The organism is Inhella proteolytica, from assembly GCF_016093275.1.
GTDB lineage: Bacteria > Pseudomonadota > Gammaproteobacteria > Burkholderiales > Burkholderiaceae_C > Inhella > Inhella proteolytica.
Genome location: NZ_JAEDAK010000014.1, coordinates 112305 through 124275 on the forward strand (window position 1 = coordinate 112305; position 11971 = coordinate 124275).

Below are 11971 nucleotides of genomic sequence, written 5' to 3' on the forward strand. Positions count from 1 at the left end.
GTTATGGGCGGCGCCTGCGCTTTCATTGGGCGCGCAGCCGGCCTTCTCGTAGCCTGCAGGCCGTCTTGATTGAAAAAGCAGGGAGCCTGTGCGCGTGCAGCAGCTGGTCGTGATCGGAGGGGGTGTGGTGGGCCTGTCCACCGCCTGGAACCTGCTGGAGGCCGGCCATCGCGTCCGCCTGCTGGAGCGCCAGCCCGAGCTGGCCGCGGGCGCCAGCCATGCCAATGGCGGTCAGCTCAGCTACCGCTATGTCTCGCCGCTGGCCGATCAGGGCGTGCCGCTCAAGGCCCTGCGCTGGCTGATGGACCCGGAGGGTCCGCTGCACTTCCGCCCCGAAGCCCGCTGGGCGCAGTGGAGCTGGCTGGCGCAGTTCCTGTGGCGCTGCCGCGGCAGCGTGAACCGCGCCACCACCGAGCGCCTGCTGGCGCTGGGCGCCTTCAGCCAGCGCGCCTTTGCCGACCTGGCGCTGCAGGCCGACCTGCAGGACATCCAGCTGCGCAGCCCGGGCAAGCTGGTGGTGTACCGCCGCCCCGAGGAATTCCGCCAGGTGCAGGCGCGTCTGAACGGCGCCGGCCCCGAGCAGGCGCTGGACCGCGCCGCCTGCGTGGCCCTGGAGCCTGCGCTGGCCGAGGGCGCCAGCCAGCTGGCCGGCGGCATCTTCACCCCCGGCGAGGCGGTGGCCGACTGCCAGCGCCTGTGCCTGGCCTTGGGCGAGCGCCTGCGCGCCCACCCGCGCTTCGAAGGCCAGCTGAACACCGCCGCCACCGGCTTCGTGCTGAACCAGGGCCGCGTGCGCGGCGTGCGCACCGCCGCAGGCGTGCTGGACGCCGACGGCGTGGTGCTGGCCGCCGGCCTGCAAAGCCGCGCCCTGGCGGCGCCGCTGGGCATCCGGCTGCCGCTTTACCCGCTCAAGGGCTACAGCCTCACCGCGCCCATCGCCCCCGAGCACCGCGCGCCCGAAGTCAGCGTCACCGACTTCGAGCGCAAGACCCTGTACGCCCGCATCGGCCAGGAGCTGCGCGTGGCGGCCATGGTGGACCTGGTGGGCGAGGACGAACACATCGATCCGCGCCGCCTGCAGGCCCTGCAGCGCCATGTGCGCGAGCTCTTCCCCCAGGCGGCCGACTACAGCCGCGCCCGCCCCTGGACGGGCCTGCGCCCCGCCACCCCCGGCGGCGCACCCATCCTCGGCGCCAGCCCCGTACCCGGCCTGTGGCTGAACGTCGGCCACGGCGCGCTGGGCTTCACCTTCGCGTTCGCCTCGGCGCGCATCCTGGCCGAGCTGGTCTCGGGCCGCAGCAGCCCCTTGCCCCTGGACGGCCTGACACTGCAGGCCGCATGAACGACCCGGACCTGGCGCAGGCGCTGCGCGCCGCCGTGCAGGCGCTGCAGCTGCACACGATTGCCGACCCGCAGGACGGCGGCCGGCCGCTGCGCCACTTTCCCAGCCTGGACCTGGCCGTGGTGGGCTTCGCCCCGGGCCAGGCGCCCATCGCCGCCAATGTGCTGTTCTCGCGCACCCGGCCGCATGGCTGGCTGGCCGATTTGCCACCCGACGCCGGGCCCGTGCGCGGCATCCAGTTCCTGGCCGATGTGCGCGATGCCGAGGGCGTCTCCATCGCCTGGGCGCCGCAGAGCGACTGGCGCGCCCTGCCCGCCACGCCGCTGTGGGGCGCGGGCGAACCCATGCGCGCGCCCTACCCCGCCTCGCTGCTCAAGCTGATGCTGGCCGTCGGCCTGGCTTGGTGCTGCCAGCAGGGCTGGGGCCGCTACGAAGACGACTGGACCTTCGAGGGCGAGCGCCGCCCCTTGCGCGACTGGCAGTTCGACATGCTGGCGGTGAGCTGCAACCGCGCCACCTCGGCGGCCGTGGCCTGGCTGCATGCCTGCGGCGCCATCCGCCGCGCAGCCGATACCGAGGTGCACAACGAACTGCACCGCCTCTTCGACGCACTGGGCCTTCCCACGCTGCGCCTGGCCAACACCCAGCCCGATGGCGGCTGGGGCAATGCGGCCGGCGCCGGCGTGGGGCAGATCCAGATGACCGCCTGGGACACCGTGCGCCTGCTCTGGTGGCTGGACCCCGACGCTCCGTCCCCACCCTGGCTGCCGCCCGCTGCACCGCGCCTGCAGCCCGCGCTGCGCGACGAAGTGCTGCGCGGTCTGCAGGAACAGGGGCTGGACACGGTGCTGAGCAGCGGCAGCCTGGCCGGCCTGCCGGGCCAGGCCGCAGGCCTGCCCAACCGCCTGAACGCCCGCTGGCTGCAGGCCGATGGCGGCTGGCGCGCCGGCGACTACGCCCTGCCCGGCGACCTGCGCCCCCTCACCCAAGCCGGTGAGCTGCGCTTCGCCCACAAGATCGGCAACACCGAGAACTACGCCGCCGATGCCGGCATCGTGCAGGGCATCGCCCCGGCGCGCCGGCATTACCTGGTGGCCTTCCTCAGCAACCTGGGCAGTCGCTACGCCTGGCACCCGCTGGCCAGCGGCCCCCAGCAACTGGCGCAACTGGGCGCCGCATTGGATGCCCTGATGCGCGACCGCCTGGAGAACTGCGATGCCGTCTGACTTCAACCCGCTGCCGCCGCTGGACGCCGGTGCCTGCCTGGGCGTCATCGCCCCCGCCGGGCCGCCCAGGCCCGGCCTGCTGGAGCAGGTGCCGGCGCAGGTCAAGGCGATGGGCTACCGCGCCAAGCTCTTCCCCGGCTGTGCCGGCCCGAGCCACCTCGACTTCCTGGCCGCGCCGGACGCACAGCGCCTGACCGACCTGCACGCCGCCTTGCTCGACCCCGAGGTGGACGCCCTGCTCTGCCTGCGCGGCGGTTACGGCTGCCTGCGCCTGCTGGATGGCGTTGACCGCGCGCTGCTGCGCGCCCACCCCAAGCCCTTGATCGGCTACAGCGACATCACCACCCTGCTGGCGCTGTGGAACCGCGAAGGCCTGGCCGGCTGGCACGCCCCCATGCCGGCTTCAGATTGGCTGGCCGCGGGCGGCGAGGCCGACCGCCAGACCCTGGCCGCCGCCCTGCGCCGCGGCCTGGAGCCCGAGTGGACCGAGCGCCTGCCCGAGCCCCACCCGCTCAGCCGCCCCGCCCCCGTGGTGCACGGGCCGCTGCTGGGCGGGAACCTCTCGGTCTGGGCCTCCGGCCTGGCGACGGACGGCCTGCCCCCGGTGGACGGCGCCATCCTGTTCTTCGAAGACATCTCCGAAGACCCCTACCGCGTGGACCGCTACCTCACCCAGCTGCGCCTGGCCGGGCATCTGGACGCCGCGGCCGGCTTCCTGCTCGGCCGCTTCAGCGAGGCGGCCGATGCCAGCGCCGTGCTGGCCGACCACCTGCACCCGCTGAACAAGCCCGTGCTGGCCGGCTGGCCCAGCGGCCACGGCCAGCCCAACCGGCCCCTGCCCCTGGGGCCGCTGGTGCGCATGGATGTGGCGGCGCGTCAGCTCAGCTGGTGAGCCACCGCGCTGTAGAGCGGAATGCCGAGCAGGATGTTGAAGGGGAAGGTCAGCCCCAGGGACATGCCGAAGTACAGCGCCGGGTTGGCCTCGGGGATGGCCACCCGCAGCACCGCCGGCACGGCGATGTAGGAGGCGCTGGCCGCCAGCACCATCAGCAAGGTGGTGTCGCCCACCGAAAGGCCGAACAGCTGCGCCAGGCCCAGCGCCAAGCTGGCATGCACCAGCGGGCCCAGCACGGCATAGGCCAGCAACCAGGGTGAGCAGCCGCGCAGCGCACCGAAGTTGCGCGCCGCCAGCAGGCCCATGTCCAGCAGGAAGAAGGCCAGCATGCCCTTGAACAGATCGCCCGAGAACGGCTGCATGGCGCGCTGACCGGCCTCGCCTGTGAGGAAGCCCACCGCGATGGCACCGAGCAGCAGCAGCTGCGCGCCGTCGGTCAGCGATTCGTGCAGCACCTGGCGCAGCCCGTGCGGAGCGCCCCCGCCAGGTGCCGCGGCCTGCAGGCGGCGCGCGTGGTTGGCCAGCAGCACCGCCATGATGATGGCGGGCGACTCCATCAGCGCCATCGCCGCGGGCATGTGGCCGCTGAAGGCCACGCCCTGGTTTTCCAGGTGCTGCACGGCCGTGATGAAGGTGACCGCGCTCACCGAGCCGTAGGTGGCGGCCAGGGCCGCGGCGTCGAAGCGCGAGAGCAGCCGGCGCAGCAGCCAATAGCCCAGGGCGGGCACGGCAAAAGCCAGCGTGACGGCGCAGCCCAGACCCACCAGCACCTCGGGGGTGAAGCCCGTCTTGGCCAGCGCGAAGCCGCCCTTCAGGCCCAGGGCCATCAGCAGGTAGAGCGAGAGAAAGCGCGCAATCGGCGGGGGGATCTCCAGGTTGGAACGCACGGCGCCGGCCAGCAGGCCGAACACGAAGAAGAGGATGGCGGGATCGAGTAGGTTTTGCATGGCGGGGCGCGATGGTGGCCATGTCCGCCCATCCGATCAAGTGATATGTTCCGATGCAACCGATCGGACTATTTGATGGATTACCGAACCCCACCCGGCCTGGAAAAGCCCTGGACCATCAGCCTGGCGCAGCTGCGCAGCTTCGAGGCCGTGGAGCGCCTGGGCGGCGTGGGCCGCGCCGCCGAAGCCCTGCATCTGGCGCAGCCCACCGTCTCCACCCAGCTGCGCGAACTGGCCCAGGGCCTGGGCCTGACCCTGTTCGAACCGCAAGGCCGCGGCCTGGTGCCCACGCCGGCCGGGCGCCGCCTGGCGCAGACGGTGCGCGAGCTCGGCGCCTGCTGGCAGCAGTTCGAGGACGACGTGGCCGCCCTGCAGGGCCTGCGCCAGGGGCGGCTGCGCATTGCCGCCGTCACCACCACCGAATACTTCCTGCCCGACCTGCTCGGCCCCTTTGCGCGCGCCTACCCGGGCATTGCCATCGAGCTGGCGGTGGAGAACCGCGACGCCGTGGTGGCGCGGCTGGAGCGCGGTGACGACGAGCTGGCCGCCATGATGCTGCCGCCCGCCCACCTGCCGCTGGCGCGCTGGCCCTTCCTGGAGAACCCGCTGGTACTCATCGCCCCGGCCGACCACCGCCTGGCCAAGCGCCGCCGCCTGCAGCTGGCCGATCTGGTGGCCGAACCCCTGCTGGTGCGCGAGGCCGGCTCCGGCACGCGCGTGGTGACGGAGCAGGCCTTCGCCGAGCACGGCATCCAGTGGCCGGCGCGCATGGCGCTGGGCAGCAACGAAGCCATCAAGCACGCGGTGCGCGCCGGCCTGGGGCTGGCCGTGCTCTCTCGCCACACCCTGGCCGCCGACCCCGCCAGCGAAGGCCTGGTGGTGCTGCCGGTGCAAGGCTTTCCGCTGCGCCGCCAGTGGCAGCTGGTGTGGCGGCAGGACCGCGCCCTCTCCCTGCCCGCCCGCACCCTGCTGGACGACCTGCGCAGCCGGCTGGGCAGCGCGCCGCAGCCGGCCTGACTCACCAGCCCATCTGCGCGCCCAGCGCCAACAGCAGCAGCGCGATGGCGAAGTAGGCCGCCTGCATCTTCAGCATGGCGCGCACCCAGGTGGTGTAGGGGATGCCGGCCAGCGCCAGCACGCCCACGGTGATGCCCGAGGTCGGGATGATGGGCGTGCTGAGCTCGCCGAACTGGAAGGCCAGGATGGCGAGCTGGCGCGTCACCCCCACCAGGTCCGCCAGCGGCGCCATGATGGGCATGGTCAGCGCCGCCTGCCCGGTGCCGCTGTGGATGAAGAAATTGATGACCGACTGGATCACGAACATCTTCTGCGCCGAGAACATCGCCGAGCTGCTCTCCACGTAGGGCACCAGGGCGTGCAGCAGGGTGTCGATGATGTGGCCGTCGCGCAGCAGCACCACCGTGGCCTTGGCCAGGGCGATCACCAGCGCGGTGCTCACCAGGTCCTTGGCGCCTTGCACGAAGGCCGCCACCCAGTCGTCCGCCTTCAGCCGCGCCACCAGGCCCACGGCCACCGCCATCACCAGGAAGAGCGCGGCGATCTCGTGGATGTACCACTGGTAGCGCACCACGCCCACGATCATGGCGATCAGCGTGCCGGCGAACAGCGCCAGCACCAGCTTGTGCGTCAGCCGCATGCCGGTGAAGGCCTCAAACGCCGCCAGGTCCAGGGTCTTGCGCTTTTCCTCGTCCAGTTCGTAGGTGAAGCTGCGGCGCGGGTCGGCCTTGATGCGCGCGGCATACACCATCAGGAAGGCGATGGTGACCGCCGTGAACACCGCCCAGCACAGGAAACGGAAACCCAGGCCGGAGAACATCGGTACGCCGGCGATCTGCTGCGCAATGCCCACGTTGAACGGGTTCAGGAAGGCGGTGGCGAAGCCGATCTGCGAGCCCACGAAGGGGATCGCCACGCCCACCACCGAGTCGTAGCGCAGTGCCAGCGCCAGCGGGATGAAGATCAGCACGAAGGGGATGGCCTCTTCGGCCATGCCGAAGGTCGCCCCGCCGATGGAGAACAAGGTGACGAAGAGCGGGATCAAGCCCACCCGCACCAGGCCCGAGCGGCTGTGCGCCTTGGCCACCGACTTGATCATGGCGTCGATGGCCTCCGTCTTGTGCAGCACATTGAAGGCGCCGCCCACCAGCAGCACGAAACCGATGATGAGCGCCGCCTCCACGAAGCCCTTGATGGGCGCCGTCAGCAGCGCCACCAGGCCCTGCGGGTTGGCCGGCACATGGCGGAAGGAGTCGGGGTCGACCACCTTCTTGCCCGCCACCATCACGGTGTCGTATTGCCCACCGGGCACGACCCAGGTGGCGGCAGCAATCAGCGCCAGCAGCGCGAACAAAAGAACAAATGTGTTGGGGAGCCTGAGCTTCATCGCAGTCGACCGGGTTGGATGCGGGCGGCGCGAATGTGCCCCGGCGCCCCGGCGCAGCGGCCACGGCAGGCGGGGCCGCGGCACGGCGGCGCAACAGGGCGTCGCTTGCAGAAAAGTTGCCTAGGGCCTGTTAACACTGCGCGGAGCCCCGCGAATGGGGCCGCCCGGCCGCCAGGCTAGGCGCAGCGCGACGCCCAGACTCGCGTCTGGGCGAGCGCTGCAACGACGCATGGCGGCCGGGCAGCCCCATTCCCTTCGGATTGCCACCAGACAAAGGCGCCCACTTCGTTGCGAAGCCTCGCCGGGGCTGTGTGTGGACAGTTTGGGCCCTGAGGGCCCGAACTGCCTCACACAGAGCTGGGCCTCTGGCCCAGCGCGGCCTGCAAGGCCTACCCCGGCTTCATTTCGCGCCTCGTTGGCGCCTTTTCTGGATGGCAACGCGGTGGCTTCGCGCAGTGTTAACAGGCCCTAGGCGGGCAGGGTTCAGTGCGAATCCCGCAGGCGGCGTCCGAGCGCGCGCGTGGCCAGCGCGGTCAGCGCGAAGGCGGCGCCCAGCAGCGCCCAGTCGGCCCCGTGCAGCGGGTTCAGGCCCAGCAGGCCGCTGCTGGTGGGCCACTGCACCAGCGCCAGCACCGAGGCGAGCGTGCCCGCCACCAGCCAGCGCGCGCTGGGCTGGCGCAGGCCGCTCAAGGCGGTGGCCAGCGCCGCGCTGAGGAGCAGCAGCAGGCTCAGCGCCATGGCGCGGGCATGGGGCACGTTGTGGTCCGCGCCCAGGGCATGCAGGTAGCTGCCGATCACCGCCAGGCTCAGCAGCCCCCCCAGCAGGCCGATGCGCCACCAGACCGGCGCGGTGAAGAAGCGCGCCCGCGCCGCCGCGGGCGACACCGGCGCCAGCGCGCCGGGCCGCGGCAGATCCTGGAAGGCCAGCATGGCCGTGGGGTGGATCACCAGTTCCAGCCACACGATGTGGATGGGCAGGAACAGCAGCGGCAGGCCCAGCATGGGCAGCAGCGCCGCCCCCAGCACCAGTGGCAGGTGCACCAGCAGCAGGTAGGCAAAGGCCAGGCGCAGGTTCTGGAACAGCTGGCGGCCCTCGGCCACCGCGTCCACCAGGGTGCGGAAGCGGTCGTCCAGCAGCACCACGGGCGCCACCTCGCGTGCGCTGCGGGTGCCGCGCTCGCCCATGGCCACGCCCACATCGGCCAGGCGCAGGGCCGGCACGTCGTTGACGCCATCGCCCGTCACCGCCACGCGCTCGCCGCGCGCCTGCAGCGCCTGCACCAGGGCCACCTTCTGCGCCGGGGTGGCGCGGGCCACCACATCGGGCGGTTCGCTGGCCAGCAGGGCGGCGGCGTCATCGCCGGGCGCCAGCACGCGCACGCGCGGTGCGCTTCCGTCCGGGCCTTCCAGGCCAATCTCGCGCGCCACCGCCGCCGCCGTGGCGGGGTGGTCGCCCGTGACCATGATGACGCGCATGCCCGCGGCCAGGCACTCGGCCACCGCGGCGGGCACGCCCTCGCGCACCGGGTCCTCAAAGGCCAGCAGGCCGCCGAAGCGAAAGCCGGCCGTGGCTTCGGTGGCGGCGTCTTCCTCCGCGGCCAGGGCGCGCTGGGCGCAGGCAATCACCTTGTGGCCGTCGCGCGCCAGGGCTTCCACCTGGGCCAGCCATGCCGTGCGCTCGGCGGGGCTGAGGCCGCAGAGGTCCAGCACGGTTTCCGGGGCACCCTTGGTGCAGGCCAGGCGGCGGCCGTCCGCCAGGCGCCACACCAGGGTCTCGCGCCGGCGGGCCTCGGTGAAGGGGAAGTCGGCCAGCTTCTCGGCCGCCGGCAGCGGCCCCTGGGCCTGCTGCAAGGCTTGGTGCAGCGCCTGGTCCAGGGGGTCGCCGCTGTCGGCGCGCGCGGCGCGGCAGGCCAGCTCCAGCAACTCGGCCTCGCCACGCCCAGCTGCCGGCACGCGGTGCGCCAGCACCAGGCTGCCGGCCGTCAAGGTGCCGGTCTTGTCGGACACCAGGCAGCTCACCCGCCCGATGTTTTCCACCGCCACCGCCCGCCGCACCAGGGCCTTGCGGCGCGCCAGCCGGAACACGCCCACACCCAGGAAGAAGGTGTAGACGACCGGAAATTCCTCGGGCAACGCCGCCACCGCGAGCGTGACGGCGCTGAGCAGCGCATCCACCCAGCCATGCCCCTGCCACAGGCGCAGGCCGGCCAGCAGCGCGCACAGCAGCAGGGCCAGCACCAGCAGCACCCGCACCAGCTCGCCAATGGCCTGCTGCAGCGGCGTGGCGGCGTGGCTGCCCTCGGTGGCCGAGCGCACGATCTCGCCGTACAGGGTGTCCGCCCCGATGCACAGCACGCGCAGCCGCGCGCTGCCGGTGAGCAAGCGCGTGCCGGCACTGGCCCACAGCGCTTCATCCGCGCTGGCCGGCAGCGCAGCCCCCTCGAACGCGCGCTTCGGCACCGGCAGGGATTCCCCGGTGAGCGTGGATTCATCCACCTGCAGCCCGGTGCCGCCCACCAGCAGGCCATCGGCCGGGAAGTACTCGCCGGGCACCACCTCCACCAGATCCCCCACCACCAGCTCGCGTGCCGGCAGCTCTTGCCAGCTGCCTGCGCGATGCACGCGGGCCGTGCTGGCCAGGCGGCTGGCCAGGCCCGCCGACGAGGCGCGCGTGCGGCGGTGCAGGTAGGCGTCCATGCCCAGCAGCGGCAGCAGCGCGGCCAGCAGGGTCAGGGCCTCGGCGCGCTGGCCCAGCAGGCCGAACAGGCCAGCCGTGAGCAGCAGGAACCACACCATCGGGTCGCGCAGCGAATCGGCCAGCACCTCGCGCCAACCGCTGCCGCTGCGGGCCACGATGTCGTTGAAGCCACGCGCGCGCTGCGCCTGCACCTGCGCGGCGTCCAGGCCTTGCGCCCCGGGGGGCAGAGGGGGAAGTTGGTCGAGCGGAAGGGGGCGCTGGCTCATGGCAGGCAGTTTCGCCGCCGATCCTGCCCCCCGCCCTTCCCCACCGGGCCCGGCTCAGCCCGCGCCCTGAACCGCCAGCGCATCCAGCGGGCTGCGCACCGCGCCGCCGCCCAGCTTCAGCACATGGGTGTAGATCATGGTGGTGGCCACATCCGCATGGCCCAGCAGCTCCTGCACGGTGCGAATGTCGTACCCGCTTTGAAGCAGATGCGTAGCAAAGCTGTGCCGCAGCGTGTGCGGCGTGGCCGGTTTGTGGATGCCGGCGGCGGCCACGGCGCGCTTGAAGGCGCGCTGGAAGGTCTGGTCGTATAGGTGGTGGCGGCGGATGACGCCGCTGCGCGGGTCGGTGCTGTGATGGTCTTGCGGGAACACCCAGAACCAGGCCCAGGACTGGCCCGCGCGCGGGTACTTGCGCTCCAGCGCGTGCGGCAATTCCACGCCGGCCTGCTCGGCCTCCACATCTGCCAGCCAAAGCTGCCGCGCCGCTGCCAATTGCGCACGCAGCCCCGGCACCAGCGACTGCGGCAGCATCACCACCCGGTCTTTGCCGCCCTTGCCCGAGCGCACGATGAGCGCGCCATGGCCGAAGTCGAGGTCCTTCACCCGCAGCTGCAAGGCTTCCGTGATGCGCAGGCCGGTGCCATACAGCAGTTGGGCCAGCATGCAGTGCTCGCCCTCCAGTTCGCCCAGGATGCCCGCCACCTCGCCCGGCGTGAGCACCACAGGCAGGCGTGCAGGCTTGCGCGGATGCCCGATCTGCTGCAGCCAGGGCAAATCCATGCCCAGCACGCGGGTGTAGAGAAACAGCAGGGCCGACAGCGCCTGGCTGTGCGTCGAAGCCGCCACCTGCCTGCGCAAGGCCAAGTCCGTCAGAAAGGCCTCGACCTCGGCCGCTCCCAACCAGGGCCTGTTAACACTACGGGAGGCCAGCGCGTTGCCATCCAAAAGGGGCGCCAACGAGGCGCGAAACGAAGCCGGGGCGGTTCCCCCGGCGAGGCTTCGCAACGAAGTGGGCGCCCCTTTTGGTGGCAACCCGGAGGGAAAGGGCCTGGCCGGCCGGCATCCGTCGTTGCCCGGCTCGCCCAGGCGCCCAGCCTGGGCGTTCGCCGTGCGTCTAGGCTGCCAGCCGACCAGGCCCTTTCGCGTGGCTTCCCGTAGTGTTAACAGGCCCTAGGCCGGGTGCCGCCGCCCGTGAAAGCGAATGAACAACCGGCACCAATACAGGTAGCACTCCCCGGTGCGCAGGCTGTAGTGCAAGTAGCGCAGGCGCTCCCGCATCTGGTCCAGCAGGCGCACCGAGCGCAGCGGCGGCATGGCCGGCAAACTGGCGCGCGGCCGCTGCTGGCCGCGCCCTCCCAGCCGTTCTGCAGGTGCTGGCATGATCGTCCTCCGCTTGGACGCGCCGTCTGGAAGATGTAACAGCGTGCCGCTTTTCACGGATTTTTAGTACTGGATGCCCATCCAGTCAAGCAAGTGATACATCGCGACACATCAACCACTTGCAGGATCGACAGGGGACTTTCTTATGCAGCACCATGCGGTCTTATCCGGCGGCGCCTGTCGCCCTAGAACACGTTAAACCGCATGAGTTGCGTTCTCCGTATTTCTGCAGTCGACATTGAGACCCGGGTTCAGGGGCTTACCTTTGGGCCATATCGACTTGAACATGGCACTGCGTATTTCCTTGTAAGTGACTGTTCGTTTGACGATTTGCCTGGCCAAGTAGAAGACGCCATTGAGTTCCTGCGGAAGTACCAAAATGAAATTGGCCCCGTTGCAACTGCGGTTGGCACGGAAGCCACACTTGACTTTGCAGTGGAGTATTGGGAGCCAGGGTTCTTCACCCGGTCGTTCCCGGCAGAGCTCGTTGCGGCTAGCGCAGGCGTGGGTTTGGGGCTGGCCTTGTCGGCCTACCCAAGCGGTGGCGGGAATGCGGTTTAACCTTTCATTGCAGCGGACCTGCGCCAGCTGCGCTGGCTGGTCCGCTGAATTCAAACTACAAGGGCTTCCCCACTGATTGCAAGCAATATCCAGCCCTGATGAATGGCGCAGCCATTCATCAAGGGAATGGGTTTTGAATTCCTTCGCGTTCGTGGCCCATTTGTTGAGCGCAGAGCAAGTGCGGACTGGGGTAACTACAAACGGTCATTGCTGCGGCCTTGAATGGCAGCGGACCCTGATGTGAAGACGCGC

General features: G+C 71.1%; 9 protein-coding genes. 4 read left to right on the forward strand and 5 right to left on the reverse strand.

Annotated elements, in window-relative coordinates:
• The first annotated feature begins 94 nt into the window (after positions 1-94).
• The 3 genes from I7X39_RS17905 to I7X39_RS17915 are packed head-to-tail and all read left to right on the forward strand — an operon-like array spanning position 95 to position 3460.
• Positions 95-1342: a D-amino acid dehydrogenase gene (locus I7X39_RS17905; protein WP_198112533.1), complete on the forward strand. Its 1248-nt coding sequence runs from the start codon at positions 95-97 to the stop codon at positions 1340-1342.
• Positions 1339-2568 carry a serine hydrolase gene (locus I7X39_RS17910; protein ID WP_198112534.1) on the forward strand — a complete coding sequence of 410 codons (1230 nt, stop codon included), beginning with the start codon at positions 1339-1341 and terminating at the stop codon, positions 2566-2568. The genes I7X39_RS17905 and I7X39_RS17910 overlap by 4 nt, the downstream gene beginning before the upstream one ends.
• On the forward strand, positions 2558-3460 hold the full coding sequence (locus I7X39_RS17915) for a S66 peptidase family protein (protein ID WP_198112535.1): 903 nt from the start codon (positions 2558-2560) through the stop codon (positions 3458-3460). The genes I7X39_RS17910 and I7X39_RS17915 overlap by 11 nt, the downstream gene beginning before the upstream one ends.
• Here I7X39_RS17915 and I7X39_RS17920 read toward each other — a convergent pair.
• On the reverse strand, positions 3445-4410 hold the full coding sequence (locus I7X39_RS17920) for a sodium-dependent bicarbonate transport family permease (protein WP_198112536.1): 966 nt from the start codon (positions 4408-4410) through the stop codon (positions 3445-3447). The two genes, I7X39_RS17915 and I7X39_RS17920, sit on opposite strands and share 16 nt — an antisense overlap.
• A 75-nt stretch (positions 4411-4485) precedes the next feature.
• Here I7X39_RS17920 and I7X39_RS17925 point away from each other — a divergent pair, with 75 nt between their 5' ends.
• A complete protein-coding gene (locus I7X39_RS17925) occupies positions 4486-5427 on the forward strand; it encodes a LysR family transcriptional regulator (RefSeq protein WP_198112537.1) in 942 nt (313 codons plus the stop codon).
• 1 nt (position 5428) lies between these two features.
• On the opposite strand, the gene I7X39_RS17930 is transcribed toward I7X39_RS17925, so the two are convergent.
• The 4 genes from I7X39_RS17930 to I7X39_RS17945 form a co-directional block, all read right to left on the reverse strand.
• Positions 5429-6814 carry a YfcC family protein gene (locus tag I7X39_RS17930; protein ID WP_198112538.1) on the reverse strand — a complete coding sequence of 462 codons (1386 nt, stop codon included), beginning with the start codon at positions 6812-6814 and terminating at the stop codon, positions 5429-5431.
• 483 nt (positions 6815-7297) lie between these two features.
• Entirely contained in the window at positions 7298-9778 is a 2481-nt protein-coding gene (locus I7X39_RS17935) for a cation-translocating P-type ATPase (protein WP_198112539.1), read from the reverse strand.
• Positions 9779-9832: 54 nt separating this feature from the next.
• On the reverse strand, positions 9833-10678 hold the full coding sequence (locus I7X39_RS17940) for an integron integrase (protein ID WP_445666934.1): 846 nt from the start codon (positions 10676-10678) through the stop codon (positions 9833-9835).
• Between the two features lie 270 nt (positions 10679-10948).
• On the reverse strand, positions 10949-11158 hold the full coding sequence (locus I7X39_RS17945; RefSeq protein ID WP_445666935.1) for a phage integrase N-terminal SAM-like domain-containing protein: 210 nt from the start codon (positions 11156-11158) through the stop codon (positions 10949-10951).
• Positions 11159-11971: the final 813 nt, after the last annotated feature.